Source organism: Paracoccus sp. JM45, from assembly GCF_003590715.1.
Classification (GTDB): domain Bacteria; phylum Pseudomonadota; class Alphaproteobacteria; order Rhodobacterales; family Rhodobacteraceae; genus Paracoccus.
This window is the reverse complement of record NZ_QQVY01000007.1, coordinates 21,658-41,891: the sequence shown is the minus strand read 5'-3', so window position 1 is coordinate 41,891 and position 20,234 is coordinate 21,658. Positions and strand designations below refer to the sequence as shown.

Annotated in this window: 17 protein-coding genes and 3 pseudogenes; 13 read left to right on the top strand and 7 right to left on the bottom strand. The window is 54.6% G+C overall.

Features of this window, described 5'->3' with window-relative positions; all coding sequences use genetic code 11:
* Positions 1-69 precede the first annotated feature (69 nt).
* Positions 70-747, bottom strand: coding sequence for a FadR/GntR family transcriptional regulator (locus DWB67_RS10930; protein ID WP_255418646.1), 678 nt, complete (start codon positions 745-747; stop codon positions 70-72).
* Between the two features lie 167 nt (positions 748-914).
* Between DWB67_RS10930 and DWB67_RS10925 the strand changes: the two genes are divergently transcribed.
* From DWB67_RS10925 to DWB67_RS10900, 6 genes are all read left to right on the top strand, one after another.
* Entirely contained in the window at positions 915-1,838 is a 924-nt protein-coding gene (locus DWB67_RS10925; RefSeq protein WP_119807579.1) for a fumarylacetoacetate hydrolase family protein, read from the top strand.
* A gap of 61 nt (positions 1,839-1,899) precedes the next feature.
* Positions 1,900-2,925, top strand: coding sequence for an ABC transporter substrate-binding protein (locus tag DWB67_RS10920; protein ID WP_119807578.1), 1,026 nt, complete (start codon positions 1,900-1,902; stop codon positions 2,923-2,925).
* Positions 2,925-3,734: an ABC transporter ATP-binding protein gene (locus tag DWB67_RS10915; RefSeq protein WP_255418645.1), complete on the top strand. Its 810-nt coding sequence runs from the start codon at positions 2,925-2,927 to the stop codon at positions 3,732-3,734. Before DWB67_RS10920 ends, DWB67_RS10915 begins: the two co-directional genes overlap by 1 nt.
* Positions 3,731-4,591 carry an ABC transporter permease gene (locus tag DWB67_RS10910; RefSeq protein ID WP_255418644.1) on the top strand — a complete coding sequence of 287 codons (861 nt, stop codon included), beginning with the start codon at positions 3,731-3,733 and terminating at the stop codon, positions 4,589-4,591. Before DWB67_RS10915 ends, DWB67_RS10910 begins: the two co-directional genes overlap by 4 nt.
* Positions 4,584-5,636, top strand: coding sequence for an Ldh family oxidoreductase (locus DWB67_RS10905; RefSeq protein WP_119807577.1), 1,053 nt, complete (start codon positions 4,584-4,586; stop codon positions 5,634-5,636). The genes DWB67_RS10910 and DWB67_RS10905 overlap by 8 nt, the downstream gene beginning before the upstream one ends.
* Before the next feature lie 50 nt (positions 5,637-5,686).
* Complete coding sequence (locus tag DWB67_RS10900; protein ID WP_119807669.1) at positions 5,687-6,376, top strand: fumarylacetoacetate hydrolase family protein; 690 nt, start codon at positions 5,687-5,689, stop codon at positions 6,374-6,376.
* Between the two features lie 71 nt (positions 6,377-6,447).
* Here the strand turns inward: DWB67_RS10900 and DWB67_RS18335 are convergent.
* The 4 genes and pseudogenes from DWB67_RS18335 to DWB67_RS10880 all read right to left on the bottom strand — a co-directional run.
* Positions 6,448-7,037: pseudogene (locus DWB67_RS18335) on the bottom strand (transposase); the annotation flags it as partial.
* A gap of 183 nt (positions 7,038-7,220) precedes the next feature.
* Positions 7,221-7,978, bottom strand: a pseudogene (locus DWB67_RS10890) (IS5 family transposase).
* 463 nt (positions 7,979-8,441) lie between these two features.
* On the bottom strand, positions 8,442-9,950 hold the full coding sequence (locus DWB67_RS10885; RefSeq protein ID WP_119807574.1) for a malonyl-CoA synthase: 1,509 nt from the start codon (positions 9,948-9,950) through the stop codon (positions 8,442-8,444).
* Positions 9,951-9,965: 15 nt separating this feature from the next.
* Positions 9,966-11,285 carry a malonyl-CoA decarboxylase domain-containing protein gene (locus DWB67_RS10880; protein WP_119807573.1) on the bottom strand — a complete coding sequence of 440 codons (1,320 nt, stop codon included), beginning with the start codon at positions 11,283-11,285 and terminating at the stop codon, positions 9,966-9,968.
* A gap of 122 nt (positions 11,286-11,407) precedes the next feature.
* Between DWB67_RS10880 and DWB67_RS10875 the strand changes: the two genes are divergently transcribed.
* The 5 genes and pseudogenes from DWB67_RS10875 to DWB67_RS10855 form a co-directional block, all read left to right on the top strand.
* Positions 11,408-12,070, top strand: coding sequence for a GntR family transcriptional regulator (locus DWB67_RS10875; RefSeq protein WP_119807572.1), 663 nt, complete (start codon positions 11,408-11,410; stop codon positions 12,068-12,070).
* A 269-nt stretch (positions 12,071-12,339) separates the two neighbouring features.
* Entirely contained in the window at positions 12,340-12,567 is a 228-nt protein-coding gene (locus tag DWB67_RS10870) for a hypothetical protein (RefSeq protein ID WP_119807571.1), read from the top strand.
* Positions 12,568-12,623: 56 nt separating this feature from the next.
* Positions 12,624-12,896, top strand: a complete 273-nt coding sequence (locus DWB67_RS18040; RefSeq protein WP_119807570.1) for a DDE-type integrase/transposase/recombinase — start codon at positions 12,624-12,626, stop codon at positions 12,894-12,896.
* Positions 12,862-13,158: an integrase core domain-containing protein gene (locus tag DWB67_RS18630; RefSeq protein ID WP_119807569.1), complete on the top strand. Its 297-nt coding sequence runs from the start codon at positions 12,862-12,864 to the stop codon at positions 13,156-13,158. The genes DWB67_RS18040 and DWB67_RS18630 overlap by 35 nt, the downstream gene beginning before the upstream one ends.
* 917 nt (positions 13,159-14,075) lie before the next feature.
* Positions 14,076-14,944: pseudogene (locus DWB67_RS10855) on the top strand (transposase); the annotation flags it as partial.
* 159 nt (positions 14,945-15,103) lie between these two features.
* On the opposite strand, the gene DWB67_RS10850 reads toward DWB67_RS10855, so the two are convergent.
* Both DWB67_RS10850 and DWB67_RS10845 read right to left on the bottom strand, forming a co-directional pair.
* Positions 15,104-16,099, bottom strand: a complete 996-nt coding sequence (locus DWB67_RS10850) for an alcohol dehydrogenase catalytic domain-containing protein (RefSeq protein ID WP_119807568.1) — start codon at positions 16,097-16,099, stop codon at positions 15,104-15,106.
* A 351-nt stretch (positions 16,100-16,450) separates the two neighbouring features.
* On the bottom strand, positions 16,451-17,497 hold the full coding sequence (locus tag DWB67_RS10845) for a LacI family DNA-binding transcriptional regulator (RefSeq protein WP_147385926.1): 1,047 nt from the start codon (positions 17,495-17,497) through the stop codon (positions 16,451-16,453).
* Positions 17,498-17,617: 120 nt separating this feature from the next.
* Here DWB67_RS10845 and DWB67_RS10840 point away from each other — a divergent pair, with 120 nt between their 5' ends.
* Together DWB67_RS10840 and DWB67_RS10835 are read left to right on the top strand one after the other, a co-directional pair.
* Positions 17,618-18,574: a carbohydrate kinase family protein gene (locus DWB67_RS10840; protein ID WP_182911556.1), complete on the top strand. Its 957-nt coding sequence runs from the start codon at positions 17,618-17,620 to the stop codon at positions 18,572-18,574.
* Positions 18,571-19,824, top strand: coding sequence for a class II D-tagatose-bisphosphate aldolase, non-catalytic subunit (locus tag DWB67_RS10835; RefSeq protein WP_119807565.1), 1,254 nt, complete (start codon positions 18,571-18,573; stop codon positions 19,822-19,824). The genes DWB67_RS10840 and DWB67_RS10835 overlap by 4 nt, the downstream gene beginning before the upstream one ends.
* The last annotated feature ends 410 nt before the right edge of the window (positions 19,825-20,234 follow it).

The following is a 20,234-nucleotide window of genomic DNA, read 5'->3' as shown; positions in this document are numbered from 1 at the left end:
GGAAATGCAAGTGTTTTATAGGTCCAGAGCCTAGTATTGTGTGCCAGAAACTGCCATAGTGCACATCCTCTATCCCGCCGTCTCGGGCAGAATGCGTGTGTAAACCGATTCAAGATGTTCCCGCATATACCGTGCAGCTCTGTCGCCATCACGATCGACGATTGCTGCAACAATTCGATCATGCTGCGAGAAACTGGAATAGGTTTCAACCGGCTTGGTTGTATTGCGGGACTGCCCCCAGACAATTGAACGGCGTACGACATTTAACGTGTCAAAATAATAGATGAACAGCTTGTTCCCCGACGCCCGTGCGATGGCGTGGTGCAGATTGTTGTCCCATGCCTCGTAGCCGCGCCAGTCTGCCGCTTGACGACAACGGTCAGCGCAATGCTGCATACGTTCATGATCCGACGGGTGGCCATTGATTGCGGCAAGTCGGGCCAGTTCGGGTTCGATCGTCTGGCGGACAGTCACAACTTGTGCAGGTTTTACCTGATCACACAAATAGCTGACATCCTGCAGATTCAGAACCGGACGCGCGCCGACAAACGTACCCCGCCCGATATGGCGCCAGATACGGCCCTGCGCTTCCAGTTCGGCCAAGGCACTACGCAGCTGGTTGCGGTTCACGCCCAACATCTCGCACAAGCGGCGTTCGGGCGGCAAGCGGTCGTTATGGGTATAGCCCTCAGCCCCGATCATATCCTGCACACGCTGGACCAACGCTGACTTGGAAATATCTGTCATTCACCCAATCCTGATATTGGTTGATTGCCAAACCTGCTATGTGGGCATTGAATGAAAAGCAAGGAATCTTTGCCGTCAGGAGGCTTGGTCCCGATACCGCATTCATCAGGTATCAGGAACAAGGACGGTGAACTTGCTTTTATGACATATCCTTGGGAGGGGACCGCATGCAACTTGCGACGATTGCCGTTGATGGCAAGGCCACATCTGTGGCTGTGCTGGATGACGGGACTATGCTGGATATTGCTGCGGCCTCGGCCAGCCTTGCGACACCGGTCGCGGCATTACAGGATGGATCGCTTCAGGCACTGATTGCAGGCGGCAAGGATGCACTGGGGGCGCTGCGCGGATTGGTACGTGCGGCCAATGCGGGCGAATATGACGCCGCCTGTCTGCCCGCAAGGTCAACGTTGATGGCACCATTGCCGTCGCCGCGAAAAAACATCTTTTGCGTCGGCCGCAACTATGCCGAACATATCGCTGAAGGTGACAAGGCACAAAAATCCAATGTCGGTGTGTCCGAATATCCGGTCTATTTTACAAAACCCAGCACGACGGTCGTCGCACCTGATGGCGATGTGCTGATCTTTCCGTCAGTTTCGACTGCCATTGATTACGAGGTCGAGCTGGCGATCATTATCGGCAAACCGGGGCGCAATATTTCTAAAGACCGCGCCTATGACCATATTTTCGGGTATACGATCCTGAACGATATTACGGCGCGTGACGTACAGCGTCGTCATGGCGGGCAGTATTTCAAGGGCAAATCGATGGATGGATCATGCCCGATCGGGCCTTGGATCGTTACCGCCGATGCCATCAGCGACCCCCATGACCTGACCATTGGCCTGTCGGTCAATGGCGAACAGCGCCAGAACGGCCATACCTCGGACATGATTTTCGACATCCCGACCCTGATCGCGTCGCTGTCCGAAGGCCTGACGCTAGAGCCGGGGGACATTATCGCCACCGGCACGCCGTCAGGCGTCGGCTATGCGATGGAGCCGCCGCGCTTCTTGCAAGCTGGTGATACGGTCGTTTGCGATATCGCAAGCATCGGCCAACTGCGCAACACCGTTCGCAACGCATAACTTCCCGTGCAGGTCGGACGCCGACCTGAACCAAAAAACGCAACGTTTGGAGGAGAACAACATGACGACCAGAAGACAGTTTACAGCCAGTATTGTACTGGCGCTTCCGTTCGCGGGATTTATTGCCACGCAGTCAACGGCACAGGATATGCGCACGATTACTTTCGTGCAGCCCAGTCCGTCGGCAATCAATTCCTTTCCGGTCTTTGCCGCCATCGGCGAAGGTTACTTTGCCGAAGAAGGACTGGACGTCAGAGTCGAGGCGATCAATGGATCCGGCGCAGTTTTGCAGGCCCTGTCGGCAGGACAGGCGCAATTCGGACGCCCCGGCCCCGGCCCCGTCATTGCGGCACGGTCGCGTGGCGTCGATGCGGTGTTCATCTATAATGCCGCCCCGCGCAGCAACTTCGGCGTGGTGGTGGCAGAAGATTCCGACATCCAGTCACCCGAGGATCTGCGCGGCAAGGTTGTGGGGATTGGCACCGCCGACGGGGCCGAAGTCGGCTTTGCCCGCAACGTCATGTCGGGTGCGGGCATGACCGAAGGCACTGACTTCGAATTCCTGACCGTCGGCGATGGCGGCCCCGCCACCGTCGCCTTCCACAGCGACGCGATTGCGGCCTATTCCTCATCCACAGCCGATGCGGCCATTCTGAACAACCGCGGTATGAAGGTGCGCGACATCACTCCGCCCGAATTCGCCCGCTTTTTCGGAAACGGCATCGCCACTATGGGCGACACCATCCGTGAAGACCCCGAACTGGTCGAAAAATTCACCCGTGCCTTTGCGCGCGGTCACGCCTTTGCGCTGGATGACGCCAACCGCGAGGCTATGCTGACACATCTGGCTGCCGGAAACCCGCAAGAGGGTGAGGATAAGGAATTCCAATCCTCAATGTTCGAGGCGGTGCGCGCCAAGTCCATTCCCGTTGATATGGAACAGGGCCTTGGCTATCTGCCGCCGGAGGTTTGGGTTGAATGGCAGGACAGCATGCTGGCGGGCGGCGAAATTGCAGCCCCGCTGGACGATCTGGCCGCTGCCTATACCAATGACTTCGTCAGCAAAGCGAACGAGGCGCTGAACTGATGATCATGTCACCGGAAACCCCCGCAGGCGATATCGTCACGGCCCCGCCCGTCTACGAATTAAGCCATGTCGGAAAAACCTATGCGCGCAATCGGGTTATTGCGCTGCAGGATGTCAGCTTTACCCTTCGCAAGGGCAGCTTTTCTTCCGTCATCGGATCAAGTGGTTGCGGAAAGTCGACATTGTTGAAAATCATGGCGGGATTGATCCCGCCATCGACGGGACGGGTCGTCCTGCAGCATAAACCTGTCACAGGCACCCGCCGCGACATCGGGATGATGTTCCAGCAGGCAACCCTGTTCCCGTGGCACACCACGATCGAGAACATCGTCCTGCCAATCAAGATCCGCGATGGCCGCGCCGCCGGCCAGAAGGCCAAGTTCAAAGCCCGCGAGTTGTTGGAAATTGTCGGCCTGAAAGGGTTCGAGGATGTCTATCCCAACGAATTGTCGGGCGGCATGGCGCAGCGGGCCTCTATCTGCCGGATGCTGATCACGGAACCTGCTGTGCTGTTGCTGGACGAACCGTTTTCGGCGCTGGATGAACTGTCCCGCGACATGATGAACATGGAGTTGCAACGCATCTGCAGCACGCAGAATGCCACGGCCTTTCTGGTCACCCATTCTATCCAAGAGGCCGTGATCCTGTCAGACCATGTCTATGTCATGGCCCCCCGTCCCGGTCGGCTGGCCGAGATTGTGACCATCGACCTGCCGCGTCCGCGCACGCTGGATATGATGACCACCCCGCAATTCGGTGCGCAGGTGGATTACATCCGCGGCCTTCTGGATAAGGGAGCAGACCTGTGACCGACGCCACCGCACAAAGCGCCCCAAGTACCGAACCCGAAACCATCTGGACCGAGAAAGTCTCGTTTATCGACAGTGTTCCGCGCGGCATTTCGATGCTGTTTGTCTTCGCGGTCTTCGTCGCCTCATGGCAATTGTCTACCAGCCTTGGGCTGGTGTCACCGATCATCCTGCCGTCGCCTGCCGAAACCTTGTCAGACCTGATCTTTGTCGGCAAAAACCTGATCAGCGGGGGCTATATGCTGGGCGCCCTGTGGATCACCGTCAAAGAGGTGATCTTCGGTTTTGCCCTTGCCATCTTTATCGGCCTGTCCTTGGGCGTATTGGTGGGCGAAACCGCCTTTGGCGAAAGGGCAATCATGCCCTATCTGGTTGCGATCGATACCATGCCGAAGGTTGCCTTCGCCCCGCTTTTCGTGGCGTGGCTGGGCTTTGGCATCGAATCCAAGGTGGCGCTGGCCGCCTTTATCGCCACATTCCCCATTGTGGTCGGAACGGCGGCAGGCTTGCATGCAGCAGATGAAAATTCGCGGATGCTGTTCAAGACGATGGGCGCGACCCGCTTGCAAACCCTGTTCAGCATGAAGCTGCCCAAGGGGTTGCCGCAAATCTTCACCGGTCTGAAAATCGGCGCGGTCGGGGTGATGGCCGGCGCGATCACCGGTGAATTTCTGGGGGGTGGCGCAGGCTTTGGCGAATTGATCCGGGTGGCGGCATCACAGTTGAACACGCCACGGGTATTTTCACTGATCCTCTACCTCAGCCTGCTTGGTTTGTCGCTTTACGCGTTGGTCAGTTATACCCAGCGTCGCGTTGTGTTCTGGCATACCGAACGTGTGGGTGGCGACAATGCCTGACACCATCGCGCCAGAAGCCTTGCAGGCCTTCGTTGCCGATGCCTTCATCGCCCACGACGTGCCGGAAAGGGATGCCGCAAAAGTGGCGGGCCTGATGGTCGAAGCCGACCTCTCAGGATATGACACCCACGGCGTCTTCCGCCTGCGCCAGTATCTGGCCCGACTGAAGGGCGGCGGGTGCAATCCCCGCCCTGATATCAGCATCGCGCATCAGACGGTCGCCACGGCAGTCATTGATGGTGACAACGGGCTGGGCCATCTGGCCATGGATGCTGCACGCGAACTGGCGATGGAAAAGGCCAAATCCGCTGGTATCGGTTGGGTTGGCATCAGAGGTGGCAATCATGCAGGACCGCTGGCACTTTACGTCCGGCCGCAGGCGATGGCGGGAATGATCGGCGTGGCGGGAGCGGTGGGTAGCGCGAACCATGTGGCCCCCTATGGCGGGACCGACATCCTGCTGGGGACCAATCCTATTGCCATATCAGCCCCCAGTGGCGGCGATGATCCCTTTCTACTGGACATGGCCAGTACCGTGGCCGCAATGGGCAAGATCAAGCTGCTGGCCCAACGCGGAGAGATGATGCCCGAGGGATGGATGGTGGGGCGTGACGGCAAGCCGCTGACCGATCCTGCAAAGCGCAGCGACGGTTTCCTTCTGCCCATCGGTGGCGCCAAGGGCTTTGGCCTGTCCGTCGCCATCGGGCTGCTGGCAGGCGTGCTGAACGGTGCGGCCTTCGGGTCGAATGTGGTTGATTTCACCGCCGATACGCACAGCCAGACAAACACCGGTCAGTTTGTTATGGCCATCGACATCGCGGCATTCGGGATGGGCGACAGCTTTACCGACACCGCGGCACGTGTCTTTGAGGAATTGCGTGCTTCGCAACAGTTGCCCGGGTACGACCCCGTTCGTTTGCCGGGGGACGGAAAATCCGCTGCCATACTGCAACGTCGTGCCAATGGCCTGATGCTCAATCCCGCGCTTTTGCGTGATCTGGCTGCCATTGCGCAGGAAAACCAGATCTCAGCACTTGATATTTGACCTCTATTTTTACAGGAGATGACATGAACACTGTTCCGAAAGCCGCAGATATGGCCGCATACGTCTTCACCCCACCGACGCAGGCAACGCTTTCCATCGCCGGCACGTCCGAGCTTTTCCCCGTGCACCGCGTCTATTGCGTCGGTCGCAACTATGCCGCCCATGCTGTCGAAATGGGCCACGACCCCGATAAAGAGCCGCCATTCTTTTTCCAAAAAAACCCCGATAACCTGATTTCCGACGCGAAAGAATTCCCCTACCCCAAGGCCAGCAGTGACGTTCACCATGAGATCGAGCTTCTTGTCGCCCTGAAGTCCGGCGGAGAGGATATTTCCGTCGAGGATGCTTTGAACCACGTCTACGGCTATGCGGTATCACTGGATATGACCCGTCGTGATCTTCAAGGTCAGATGAAGAAAATGGGGCGTCCGTGGGAAATCGGCAAATCATTCGAGATGTCAGGACCCTCCGGCCCTATTGTGCCCGCGTCGAAAATCGGACATCCCGATCAAGGTGCTATTTGGCTTAAGATCAATGACGAATTGCGCCAGTCCGGTGACCTGAACCAGATGATCTGGAAAACGGCCGAGATGATTTCGATACTTTCGACGCTTTTCACATTGCAACCAGGCGACATCATTATGACCGGGACACCAGCCGGTGTCGGACCGGTCGAACGGGGCGATAGAATGCACGGTTATGTCGAAGGTGTTGGCGATTTGCATCTGACCGTCACCTGATAATAACATTCGTACCGCGTGGCGCATTACCATGCTGCGCGGTCATATGCAGGAATGTAGGAATGTAGGAAGATGGCTTTGTCGCGCCCGACGTAAACGTTGTTCAGTCTCTCGTCGTGGCGCTGGTTGTTATAGTCATCGACGAAGGCCCCAATCTGACATTCAAGGTCGTCGGGCAGGTAGTAATTGCTCCAGCAAAACCCAGTTCTTCATGGTCTGGTGCAAAGGTTAGATTTTACCTTTAGGTTTGTGGATGGAACGGCGCGCCTCGGACATGCTTTATGTTTTACCCTTCCAACCATTCGTCTAAATCGCCCAAGATATAATGTGAGTCGTTATCGCTAAGGGGATGCGGCTCACGACAGCCTGATCGCAACCCGATGCTGTCCGGGCCAGCCCGATCATGTCGGTCACATCTTCAGCGCGTATGTTTGTACAAAGATTCCAAGCGATGATGTGGCGGCTGTAATCACCCAGAATAGCGCTGAGATAATACCAGCCCCACCCAGTGATCTTGGAAGTAGGTGAAGTCGCTGGGACAAGTCTTGTTGATGATCGTGGTCTTGACCGTGAACGCGTCGGCGGATCTGATCACCGCATAGCCCGATGCCGTGATCAGATCCGCCACTTTCAGAATACGATAAGCCGATGGCTCTGAAACCATCTGTTGGTCAAATCCTCAGATTTGTCCAAAAGGTTCTCGTGTTAGACAATTCATCATAGTCAAACACCCCCTAAACCAGCGAGCCAGTTCATTGTGAATATCAGCAAATAGAAAATTCAAGCATACGTCAGTGTACATTTTGCCGGGATAACTCGAAAAGTATCTAGGCCCCGTGGACATTCATCTTGAAGCAATCAGGGCTGCGGCGAGGTTCCAATTGGCGGTGTAGCTGCAATCGGTCTTGTCATAGCGTGTTGCTATACCTCGGAATTCCTTGATCTTTGCGAAGTAGTTTTCAACCATATGGCGCCACTTGTCAGCGTCTGCGTCGTAGTTACGCTGTTGCTTTCGGTTTGATTTCGGTGGGATCACGGCGCATGCCCCACGTGCATCCAGTTCTTCCAGGAGCCAGTTCGCGTCAAACGCTTTGTCTGCCAGAAGAGCCCCGAAGGGAACGTTATGGATCAGTGGCGCGACGCCTTTTGTGTCATGTGCCTGCCCGGGCAATAATAGGAAACGGATCAGATTGCCGAGCGCATCCACAAGCGCGACGATTTTAGTCGTCAGACCGCCACGCGAGCGTCCGATGGCCTGAGTCTGAGTCCCCCTTTTACGCCGGTTGCCTTCTGGTGAACCTGAACGATGGTGCCGTCGATGAGGGCATAGTCAAGGTCGGGGTCACCACTCATGGCTATGAAGAGGCTCTCGAAAACCCCTGCTTTCGCCCATCTGCGGAAGCGGCGGAACTGGCTGTTCCAGTTGCCGAAGGCGGGCGGCAGATCGCGCCATGGAGACCCGGTACGAACGCGCCAGAACACCGCTTCCAGAAACAGACGGTTATCATTTGCAGTAGCCCCCGCGTCGCTGGCTTTTCCCGGCAAATGCGGCTCAAGCCGCCGCCACACACGATCCGTCACCACAAAGCGCTGCTCGTTCATCCCAACCTCCGTTTGGGAGATTTGAATCAGAAATCAAAACCTATGGGAAGTATGATTGTCCACGGGCCCTAACGAACATAATCTTACTTTAATGTGGCCCATAAAGAAAACATATGCGGACAGTTTTGCGCGAGGCGTCAGATGCATCTATAGAAAATATGAGCCACCGCCTGAATTTTGCACGATCTTCGGATAGACGTCAGCGCACGCAGCTTGATGCACAGCGGGTATATTTAAAGATGAAACGGCACCTGCACTTTTGCCATGTCCGCTTTTCCATTTTCGGTTTAAGGTAAAAATTACCCCAAACTTTCAGCGCTTTATATTAACCCAATTCTAGGCAGTCGCGAATACCCCGTGTGGAGTCCTATACGGGTTGCTGATACCAACAACCCGTAAGCGCCATTAAAGATTTTCGCGCTGTGATCCTCTATTTTCCCGACGTTCAGGACAGATTTACCAATCAAGTATAACTGTCCGCATATTCTTGCCGAAGTTGGGCCTTCTGGACCTTTCCCATAACATTACGGGGCAAAGCATCGACAATCAGAATTCGCTTCGGCTGTTTAAAGCGGGCAAGGGTATCGGACAGTGCCGTTAGGATCACATCGGGTTTCAGAACCTGACCGATGCGCGGGACCACTATGGCAGTGACGGCCTCGCCCATATCGCTGTGCGGCAATCCGATGACAGCGCTTTCCAGAACACCCGGAAGGGCATCGATCGCCTCTTCTACCTCTTTGGGGTAGATGTTGTAACCGCCCGAAATAACAAGATCCTTGTCGCGCCCGACAATCCGGAGATATCCATCACTGCCGATCATCCCAAGATCGCCTGTTATAAAAAATCCGTCAGCACGAAACTCCGAAGCAGTTTTTTCCGGCATATTCCAATAACCTTCGAATACATTCGGACCTTTGACCTCGATAAGACCGATCCTGCCATCAGGCAGAGTTCCGGCGCTTTCGCGATCTGCGATGCGTACAGAAATCCCCGGCAATGCCATGCCCACAGCACCCGGAATCCGGTCACCATCATACGGATTGGACGCAATCATACAGGTTTCGGTCATGCCATACCGTTCAAGAATAGCCTGACCAGTGCGTTCCTGAAACAGACGATGATCATCGGCCAGCAACGGGGCCGAGCCCGATACGAATAACCTCATATTTCCGGTCGTTTCGCGGGTAAGTCGTTCTGATTTTAGCAAGCGCGTATAGAATGTCGGCACACCCATCAGGACCGTTGAATCCGCCATCAGGTCAATCACCTGTTCAGGGTCAAATTTGGTCAGGAAAACCATCGTAGCGCCTGCTGTAAGCGCCATATTAGCCGCCACAAACAACCCGTGCGTATGAAAAATCGGCAGGGCGTGGATCAAACGATCATCCGCGGTAAAACGCCAATGTTGCAACAGTGCATTGGTGTTGGACACAAGATTGCCATGGGTCAGGACCGCCCCTTTGGATCTGCCAGTCGTGCCCGAGGTATACAGGATCGCCGCACGATCATTGGGATCTGAAGGGTGGCTGTCGGTACGCGGCACTACGGAATTGGCCAACGTCATTAATGATCCGTCACCTGCCGCACCCATTGTCTGAACTGTCAGCGATTGACCTGCCCGATGCGCATGGGCATCGGCTTGCGACGGGTCGCAGACAAAAATTCGTGGCGCAGCATCACCCAGAAAATAGTCAACTTCGGGGCCGGTGTAGGCGGTATTCAGAGGTAAGAAAATTGCACCCGTTTGCAGAACTGCCAGATAAAGCGCAATTGCCTCTGGTGATTTCTCGACCTGCACGGCAACCCGGTCGCCCGGAATGACGCCCGAATTTTCCAGAACCCTTGCCAGCCGTCCGACAAGATCACCAGTCTGTGCAAAGGTAAGGTCAGGCTGACCCGGGCGTTCAAAGAGGGGTTTTGAACCCGATTTCTGCACTGCCTCAACGAAATATTGATAGATTGTCTGCATCTTATCGTGCCTTTCTTATCGGGCCAGCGCGTTGGCAAGCTGTAAGCCATGGGCAACATGACCGTCGCGTACGAATGCCTCGTGGCGGGTCTCGATCTGTGTCAGTTCATAAAGGTAGTTGATCATCAGCCCATGCGCGGCCTTTTGCGCCGAAGGGGCCATATCAGCGGGCCAGTTCAGACGATGCGCCGATGCGCCATTTCCCAAATGGAAACGCGCCACCGGATCAGGTGGCAAACCGCTATCTTGACGCTCGGTCACGATATATCGGGCGGCAAGTGCCTCGACCTCGGGGCGCAGCGCTTTGATACGTTCGGGAGCATCCTGCCAGTCATTTGCAGACAAGGCCGCTGACAATGCCGCGGCGCGATCGTCATTCTGATACGCCAGCCACCTCGCGAAACCGGGCGCTGGTGACAGTGTCACAAAACTTTTTAGATTTGGAAGATCGCGGGATAGTTCTGCCACCACCTGCTTAATCAGGAAGTTGCCAAAGGACACGCCCTTCAGTCCCGCCAAACTATTATTAATTGAATAAAAGACGGCAGTATCTGCCTCGACATGCGTATCGCTTTCAGGGGCAGTCAGGATAGGCGCTATTGCATCCGGCATGCCAAGCGTCAGTGCAACTTCGACAAAAATCAACGGCACGTCGCCGGTGGCGGGATGAAAAAACGCATAAAGACGCCGGTCATCGGGTGACAAACGTCGCTTCAAATCATCCCAGCCCTGCATCTTGTGAACGCTTTCAAAGCGCATGATCTGTTCCAGAATAGCCGCTGACGTATTCCAGTCGATGCGCCGCATGCTAAGAAAGCCACGATTGAACCATGATGTCAGCAGATGGGAAAAATCCTGATCGATCGGCGCAAGGGTCGGATCATTGCGAATGGCCTGCAACAAATCCTGCCGCATAGCGACTAGCTGCGAAGTCGCCCCCGGCGCAAGGTTCAAACGGCGCAACAAGGTCTGGCGTGCCGGTTCGACCGCACAGAACAAATTTGCAACTGCACCCGCGTCCGGATTTTTATGCCATGTTGCATAGGCCTGCCGGATTTTCCCAGCGTCGACGCCGTAATCATCGCGAAGACTTTGAAAAAAATACCGCTTTTCATCAGGCTGAAGTTGGCTGTAGGCCGTCAAGGCTTGCTCGGCCACGGCGACACGGGCCGCATCACCGATCCTGCCCATCAGCACCGAACACGCGGCGTTGATACGCTCCAATGCCGGCAGGGCCAAAGCCTTAAGTGTTTCCGCTTCGCTTCCGGCGCCACGTGTACGTCGCGTGACCGCTTCTACGAAGTCTGTCAGAAACGTCAGCCGCTGTTTCACCATATTCGATCCCCCCTCCCCTCGCTGTTATACACAATCATATTTTTGTTGTATATAACAAGTCCAATTATAGACTTTCTGCTAGAAGTGGTATCGAATATCCTAAAAGGATCACCGATCATATTATGACCAATCTTCCGACCACAGCGCGCATTCGGTTTGCGTTGGAAAACGCGATTGTCGATGGGGAATATCAACCCGGCGACCGGATCGATCCCGACCGGATCGCAGGCGAATACTGCTGTTCGCGCACTCCTGTCCGTGAGGCGTTGCAAGCGCTGGAAGCATCCGGCCTTCTGATCGTCCAGCCGAAACGGGGAACCTTTGTTGCAAAATTAGGTGTCACGGACCTGATGCACCGGTTCGAAGTGATGGCCCAAATGGAGGCGCTATGCGCCACCCTAGCATGCCGTCGCGCGACACAGGCTGATCAGGCCACCATAGCAGACAGTTTGGACGCTTGCAAAACAGCTGCAGATGCAGGTGACAGTGACCGTTATTACGCCGAGAATACGCGGTTCCACCAAGCAATTTACACTGCAGCGCACAACCCGTTCCTGCAGGCCGAAACATTGCGTTTGCAGGCAATACTACAACCCTATCGCAGGCGTCAGCTAAAAGCGCATGGGCGCATTCAAACATCGCTGGCCGAACATCGCGCCATCGCACTAGCAATAAGAACGGGTAATTCGGATGTAGCCAACCGCGCCATGACAGAACATGTTTTGGTCCAAGGTGAACGCTTCCGCGATCTTGTCGCTTTATTGGACAGCGACCCGGAACGTTAAAGAGGGTGACATCATAAGGACATTTGACCGTTTCGTTGTGCTGGGTGGTAGAGGTGGTCGCAGGAATTCGGACCGGTCGCTAAGCTCTGGCGATTGACGAAGGACTGATCTGCATAACGAAACGGAAGCGCTATTCGGCTGAGTTCAAGGCGAAGGTGGCTCTTGAGGCCATTCGCGAGCAGCTGGCCAAGAAGTACGACGTTCATCCGAAATGATTAGCGGATGGAGTGAGGCACGAGCACGCCACCGGTCCGGGTGCCATACCGAACATGGCGATTGAGAACATAGCATCGGCATTTGGCGGTGGCGCATCGGTCGAGAAGGCAATTGCAGGGACGCCGCATGCCAAAATTGGCCAGTTGGTCATGGACCTGTATTTTTGGTCGATGCCTCCAGTCTCATCCGTGGCGCTGAAGGCGGAAAGCGATGAAGCACGATCATCCCCAAACCTGTTGATCGACCAGCAGTGCGTGCTGCTACTGGTCCGCCAGTCGTAGTTTTACTATGCGTCACACGGTGAGAGAGCAGAACTTCGCGTTGATGCGGCTGATCTATGTGCAGTACTTGCTTAAGAATTTACCCATTACCCGACCTAATCGGCTCTGGTATGCCGAAACCACATATATCCCGATGCGGCGCTGGTTTTTTGTACTTGGTGATTTTCATGGACCGTCTCAGCAGGGAGATGCCGGGTTGGCGGTTGGCAAACTCGAAGGACGCGGGATTTGGCGTCGAGGCGCTGAAAGAGGCACTGGCGAAATACGGCAAGCCTGAGATAATCAACTTCGACAATGTCTCCCAATTTTACCAGCACCGGTTTCACTAATGTTTTGCGCGACGAGAAGATGAAGATCTCGAGGGACGGGAGTGGCCGCTGGACCGACAACCCGATGATCAAGCGGCTTTGGCGGTCCCTCAAATACGTGTGTGTCAACCTGATCGCCTTGCAGACCGGCTCGGAGGCCCGACGTGGGATCGCCGTCTGGATCACCTGTTCCAACGTGAGGCGCCCACCCTCATCGCACCGGCTGCCAACAACGGACGAGGCTTATGATAGCCAAAGCTTGGACCTGAAAATTGCCGCCTGAGATGAAACCAATACTATAGCTTAGCCAGCCGAAAAACCGTCAAAAAACATGACCAACTTTCGTTAATTGGATACTAACATGAGCAGACTGGCACTAATGACTTACAGGCTCAAGAATTGGCGAGCCTGCAACAAGGCACCCATGACCTAAGGCGCTCTGACGATTTGGCTCGATCCCGAGATGACTTGGGGATGCTGCAGCAACGGACAGCGTGGCTGACAGCAGACCTGTCGCAATCCGGACTTATTTTCCCATAACGGGGCTGCCCGGAATGGCTGTCGGGGCGGATCGCACTATGAGAACGCCACGGTCCGAATGTCTATGGCCAGGTGGCCTTGTTGAAAGCAGATCTAACTTGCTCGCCTTGACTGCTTAGTGTCCAACTTTAGCCAACCGAGCCGCCATCCCGTATCCTAGCTCCTAAAGACTGATGTACCTGCTGATTTACAGCTTCGGCATCAAGGTTAAAGGCGAAGGCGAGGGACATGCGCAAGTGCTATAACGCAATCGCTGACCGCGGCACTCATGCACGCACGAAAGAACCTAAAGCCGTTGATGATCATTACCGCTGGTCCGCTCGCCAGAAACGAGCCCCTGCGTTCGAAGAAATATATTGGACGTACAATGTAGCAAAACCGGATTGGATATCACTGATGACACCGCGCCAAAACGAAGATGCATTTTATAAAACGGCTGGGGGCTAGCGCGCCGTCACGCTGTGTTTTGACCGACAGGTCGCCCAGAGCTAGATCTGCATAGCCGTCATGAATGGTACACCGCGCTGGACATCCCAGCCACAAAACACGTCGGGTTCCTTCAGGGAAAGTCGAACCTCTAGCAGGCTGCTAAAATAGTCCCGCCTCGACAGTAAGTTAAGAACATGATTCACTCGCCACACGGCAATGTCGGGGGTGAAGATGCGCGGGACAAATGAAAAGAGCGGGTCGCTGTTTCGCTATGTCGATCTCGAGGAACGCATCCCTGCCAGGCATTCGCTGCGCAAGATCCGGCAAGTGGTCAATGACGCCCTCGCCAGCCTCGATGGCGAGTTTGTCCCACTCTACGTCGATTTCGGCCGCCCTTCGATTGCACCCGAACGGTTGATCCGGGCCAGCCTGATCCAGATCTTGTTCTCTGTTCGATCCGAGCGCCAGTTGATGGAGCAGATACAATACAACCTGATGTTTCGCTGGTTTGTCGGCCTTGGTATCGACGACCCGGTTTGGGTCCCAACGGTTTTCATCAAAAACCGCGAGCGACCTCTGACGACTGAGATGTCGCGGCAGCGGTGATGGCGGCAATCCTGGCGCACCGCGAGGTGGCTCCGCTGCTATCGGATGAGCATTTCCCGGTCGATGGGACATTGATCAAGGCCCGGGCGTCGATGAAAATCTTTCAGCAAAAGGCGGAGGGCATGCCGCCCGACAATGAGGGGCCGGATGATCCGCCAACGCCCTCCATCGCCCCTGACACTCAACCCACCCAATCCGAACCCGAGACCAAACCAATGCCCCGCACCAATCACCGCAACCGTAACGCCGGGGTCGACTTCAAAGGCGGGAAGCGTTCGAACGCCACCCACGCGTCAACGACGGATCCGGAGGCACGGCTCTACAAGAAATCGCCTGGCGCCGGCGCGACACTGTGCTTTTTGGGCCATGCGCGGATGGAGAACCGCCACGGTCTGGTTGTTCAGGGCGACCTGACGCAGGCAGACGGTCATGCCGCGCGGCGTGCCGCCTTGGACATGGTGCATCACCATTCCCCCGGATCGACCCGCTACCTTCTTTGACATATCGACCATACAACAGTCGATATGCCGAACTCGGTATCAATCTGCCAATTTTTAAATGTTTCCTACTTTTGGTACTCTATGCCACTGGAAATAATGATCCCGGATAATGAGCAGCTCAACACCTTAGCAGGTAACAGCTATGATGGATCTCTATTCCATCATAGCCTGAATCTTCAGACTACCCTTCGGTGGTTTTGCCGACAAAATTGACGCAACTTCATTAAGGGATAGTTTGTGCGAGACAATGTCTTCAATCTTGCTTCCATAAGACGCGATAATATCAAGCGCGGCAGGAATATTGTGATTAAGTGAATGGGACCCTGCCAGCGTCAACTGACGCCGGAACACCTCGAAAGGGGAAATTTCAATTCGGGCAGTCGACGGGCATACTCCGAAATACAGACCCTTACCACCGTTGGCTATGTAATCCGTTAAACGGCCCGCGACAGCAGGAACGCCTGTTGCATCGACAACCAGATCAACGGCCTGACGCTTGGCTTTCAACGCATCCGATCCCGAAGCAATCCCATTGAACCCAAAATCTTGGGCCATTTGAAGCCGGGCCTCGTCGATATCAACTAGATCAACGTTTTTGATGCCCTTCATCTTTAATGCGATTGCCATCAGCATGCCCATCGGACCGGCACCAAAGATCATCGTGCTGTCGATCTGGCTGTCATAGACCGCATCGACCCCATTCAACACGCAACCCATCGGTTCGGCCAAGGCAGCTTGGACAAAGCTCATATCACCAATGGAATGCACGGCATCTGCTTTTACTAGGCTCAATTCCGCAAAGCCGCCATTTTGCGACACACCGTAAGCACCAAGCGTTTCACACAGATGTGCCCAGCCCTTCCGGCACGCCTTGCAATTCCCGCAATTGATATTCGGATCCACAACAACACGGTCACCTACCGCCAAATTTTTAACGGCACTCCCAATTTCGGCAATAATGCCTGCATATTCATGACCGGGCACGACAGGGAAATTGCCATCCCCGTAATTGGCCGAAAGAACCTCGAAATCGGTATGGCAGATGCCGCTGGTTTTTACGGCAATAAGCACCTCATCCGGTCCAACAACCGGATCGGGCAGATCACCGTATTGCACATGGTTGCGAGCGGTGAAGTTGATCGCTTTCATCTCGAATATCCTTATGGGCAGTGTCGTATATTATTGTGAAGTATTTCCAGCATTCCGGGCGGGTTAATACATTGATGCGATTTACCTGACCTTGCGTCGACGAATGGGCGGCCCGAAGATTTCTCTGTATTTATGCTTGGGAGATACGCCGCCAGAAATAACAACCACAGTTATCGTCCTATGTAGCAGCGCTACCAATTTGACATTGGTCCCCTGAAGGCGACGGCCTCATCGTAGCCAAATCAACGATATTTTTCACGTGCAAAATTACGCAACAGATTCGAAGAGTCAAGCATTTTTGCACCGGGTCACTTATCGAAAATGAAGCTCCAAATCTTGCGGCCAAAATAGCTATGCTCTGGTTGAATTCCGTATCTTCAATGCGCCCTCCAATCGCATATTAACCGGACCGGCCTGACGTCCACCCCTGATCCGGTCAACTAAAAGCCGGACAGCTTGTTGTCCGATAAGGTCTACGTTCTGCGCGACAGTCGTCAATGTCGGGTTAACATATTCAGCCATAGAATAATCATCATGCCCCGCAATGCGGAAGCCGCCAGCCTGACCAAGATGGTTCGCAAACAAACCATGCTTGTTCGCCGCACGCATTGCACCGATCGCAAGTCGGTCGTTTGCACAGAGGATGGTGACATCGGTATAGCGGCCAAGGCTGAAATATCGGTCCAATAGGTTAAAGCTGTATTCCTCGAACCGCCAAGAAGCAGCAGAGTCATCACCTTTTATAAGATGCGGCTCGAAACCCAGCTTATGCGCATATGATCGATAGGCAACTTCGCGTTCTTGCGCGTTGGAATTCAGGCGAGGCATACCAAGAAAAACAGGGGGCTTTCCGGTTCTGCATAGGTATTGAACTATTGCGCCGATGCTCTGGTCGTTGTCTGTACCGACGAAATCAGCACCTGCAATTTCGGTGCTAGGGCGCGAGTCGGCAAAGACCAGCGGAAAATCCTGACTGGCTGCCGAAAATGCCGCTATGTCACTTGCAAAGCCCAAAGCGGTGATGATCGCGCCATCAACGGTCATGGATCGCAGTTTGCCAACGGCTTGGGCCTCGATCGCAGGATCCCCCTGCGAGCTTTGGGTGATGATCGTAAATCCGGCATCGCGGGCCGTATCTTCAATGGTGTCAAGTAAGCTCGCGAAAAACAGGTCTTTATAATGGGGGATGATGACCCCGATTATACCAGTCGACTTGCGGTTCTGCCGTGTCGCCAGAAAATTATAAACGTAATCCACCTTGGACAAAGCAACCTGAATTTTCGCCGCAGTTGTCGGACGCACCGAGGATGGATCCTCAAAATAGCGTGCCAATGTGGGTCGGGAAATCCCGATTGCAACTGAAAGTTCTTTCATCGTGTTTATGCGCGGCTTCGTCACTCTGCACCCGTCAATCGCTTAATACTCGGGTTGATAGCGCATAATCAGACCGTTGACACAAAGTATTTTTGACACGTGAAAAAAACTTTGCTATTCCAGCCCGAAATGGAGAGTCGCGTCATGTCAAATAATCCGGTCATTGTTACAGCGGGCGAGATTTTGGTCGAGTTCGTGTCCCATCGTCAGAACTGTGGCTTGGCACGGGTTGGTGAATATTCAGGCCCATATCCCAGCGGGGCACCGGCAATTTTTCTGGATCAGGCCGCACGAATGGGCGCGGCAACTGTGATGATCGGCGGTGTGGGCAATGACGGCTTCGGTCGCTGCGTCCTTGACCGGCTAGAGGCGAATGGTGTTGGCACGTCCGGGGTGACGGTGAACGACGGCATGCCAACCGGAGTGGCCTTTGTCTCTTATTACAGCGACGGCAATCGTGACTTCATCCATCATATGACAGGAAATGCAGCGGATCACTTTACAGCCCCAGCGGAATTGTTTGATCCCGCCAACGCCTGGCTTCACGTGTCCGCCGCATCGCTTGGCAATGCGAAGATGCGCGATGTGATCATGGACCTTGTGCATCAGGTCGATAATGCGGGTGGCAAGATCATCTGTGATCCTAATGCGCGTCCGGCCCTGATGGACGACGATGTTGTGCGTACTGCGCTGGCGGAGGTTATAGAACGTGCCTATTGCCTGATGCCCAGTACAAGCGATCTCGGGTTTCTGTTTCCCGACGTGGACGAAGATGCCGCCGTTGAAAGACTATTTGCAGAAAATGCCAAGATTCTTGTGATCAAACGCGGTGCGGACGGCATCACTGTGGTAAGCGGTGATGAACGTTATGACCTTGCCGGTCATCCAGTTGACGAAATCGACCCGACCGGTGCGGGCGACTGCTTTTGCGGAACATTCGTATCGCTCCTTGCTCAAGGGGCCTCACTTGAAACCGCCGGCATTCAGGCGAATGCAGCCGGTGCCATTGCCGTAACCCGTCGTGGTCCGATGGAGGGCAATTCATCGCCCGCCGAAATTGCCGATTTTCTTGAACAAGCCAAACCGGAGACAGTCGCATGAGCGTTGTACAGGACCTGATTTCCCGCAACCGTGATGGCGAGACAGTTGGCCTTCCGTGTTTTTGTACGGCAAATGAACATGTCCTGCGCGCGATCCTTAAATCGGCGAAAACCTCTGGTCATTTGACTGTGATCGAAGCAACCTGCAATCAGGTCAATCAGGACGGCGGCTATACCGGCATGCGGCCTGCCGATTTCATGGCGTGGATTGCCGATATGGCCGCAGAATTCGGCGTGCCTCAAAGCCAGCTTATTCTAGGTGGTGACCACCTTGGCCCTAATCCCTGGCGCAAAGAGCCCGCAGCGCTCGCAATGGAAAAAGCCCGCGTTCTGGTGAAGGATTACGTATCCGCAGGCTTCACGAAAATCCATCTTGACGCCAGCATGGCCCTTGGCGGCGAAGCAAGCCCAAGCTTTGAACTTATTGCAGAACGGGCTGCCGATTTGTGTGAAATTGCCGAAAAACATGCGCCAGACCCCGGCAAACTGATCTACATTATTGGAACCGAAGTCCCGGTTCCCGGCGGTGAGACGGAGGAACCCGAAGCTCTTGACGTAACCTCGGTAAGTCGCTTCAAGGATACGATTTCAACGCATCGCGATGCTTTCACAGCCCGCGGCTTGCACACGGCATGGGACCGCATCGTCTCTGTCGTCACCCAGCCTGGGGTCGATTTTGGTCATAGTCGCGTTTATCCATTCGACGCGGGCGCGGCACAAACGCTGTGCCAGTCGATCCTGACAGAACCCGGCATGACCTTCGAGGCCCATTCCACCGATTACCAACCCACCAAAGCGCTTCAACAGCTGGTTGCGGGACATTTCTTCTTTCTTAAGGTTGGCCCAGAACTGACATTCCGGTTTCGTGAAGCCGTTTATGCCCTGTCACATGTCGAGGACGCGATTGCACCAGAAAGCCCCTCGGACATCCGCGCGATTATCGAACGCCGGATGAATGAAAAAGACGGCTATTGGGCTGACTATTACAGCGGCACCCCCAATGAGGTCGAGTTCCAGAAGATCTATAGCTATAGCGACCGGATCCGCTACTACTGGGGCGATCCTCAAATCGCCGAAGCGTTGCAGCTTATGCTTGAAAACCTGTCACATGCCGATCTTCCTGCTCCGATCATTTCACAATATTTCGGAGCTTTCGAATTCGGATCGGCACCATGCAATCCGGTTGAAATGATCAATGCGCATGTGTCGAAATGCATAGATCGATATTTCGCTGCAGCGTCGCCCAAATAAACCTATATCGAAATTCTATATTGCATGTTCGTTTATTCAGAACATGCGTTAGCCTCATTCGAGTTATATGAATATGGAAGAGGTTTCGTTAAGGCTTTGTTGCACAAAAGCCATTGGGGGGGGCATTTCGCAAATTTGCATGATAATTGCATGGTATGATCGTTCAGGCCCCCAGGAAGTATAAGACCACGCACTGGTCGGCTGACAGTAGAAGCTTGAAACAACACGGATCGCTGTTGATCTGGATTGATCGCGGGATAGCATGGGTTTGACCGCCGTTATCGACGGCATCGATGAGGTTTAGCAGGCACTGCTCAGATGTGTTGTCCGCATCAACACCCCTCTCAAACGAACTGCGCCACCGCGAGCAACAAAGGCCTTCATCGTACCTTTGACGTGTTTAGTTCCAG

Coding starts and splice junctions, on each gene's coding strand:
- DWB67_RS10930 (WP_255418646.1), bottom strand. CDS start 747: ATGACAGATATTTCCAAGTCAGCGTTGGTCCAGCGTGTGCAGGATATG.
- DWB67_RS10925 (WP_119807579.1), top strand. CDS start 915: ATGCAACTTGCGACGATTGCCGTTGATGGCAAGGCCACATCTGTGGCT.
- DWB67_RS10920 (WP_119807578.1), top strand. CDS start 1,900: ATGACGACCAGAAGACAGTTTACAGCCAGTATTGTACTGGCGCTTCCG.
- DWB67_RS10915 (WP_255418645.1), top strand. CDS start 2,925: ATGATCATGTCACCGGAAACCCCCGCAGGCGATATCGTCACGGCCCCG.
- DWB67_RS10905 (WP_119807577.1), top strand. CDS start 4,584: ATGCCTGACACCATCGCGCCAGAAGCCTTGCAGGCCTTCGTTGCCGAT.
- DWB67_RS10900 (WP_119807669.1), top strand. CDS start 5,687: ATGGCCGCATACGTCTTCACCCCACCGACGCAGGCAACGCTTTCCATC.
- DWB67_RS10885 (WP_119807574.1), bottom strand. CDS start 9,950: ATGCAGACAATCTATCAATATTTCGTTGAGGCAGTGCAGAAATCGGGT.
- DWB67_RS10880 (WP_119807573.1), bottom strand. CDS start 11,285: ATGGTGAAACAGCGGCTGACGTTTCTGACAGACTTCGTAGAAGCGGTC.
- DWB67_RS10875 (WP_119807572.1), top strand. CDS start 11,408: ATGACCAATCTTCCGACCACAGCGCGCATTCGGTTTGCGTTGGAAAAC.
- DWB67_RS10870 (WP_119807571.1), top strand. CDS start 12,340: ATGGCGATTGAGAACATAGCATCGGCATTTGGCGGTGGCGCATCGGTC.
- DWB67_RS18040 (WP_119807570.1), top strand. CDS start 12,624: ATGTGCAGTACTTGCTTAAGAATTTACCCATTACCCGACCTAATCGGC.
- DWB67_RS18630 (WP_119807569.1), top strand. CDS start 12,862: ATGTCTCCCAATTTTACCAGCACCGGTTTCACTAATGTTTTGCGCGAC.
- DWB67_RS10850 (WP_119807568.1), bottom strand. CDS start 16,099: ATGAAAGCGATCAACTTCACCGCTCGCAACCATGTGCAATACGGTGAT.
- DWB67_RS10840 (WP_182911556.1), top strand. CDS start 17,618: ATGTCAAATAATCCGGTCATTGTTACAGCGGGCGAGATTTTGGTCGAG.
- DWB67_RS10835 (WP_119807565.1), top strand. CDS start 18,571: ATGAGCGTTGTACAGGACCTGATTTCCCGCAACCGTGATGGCGAGACA.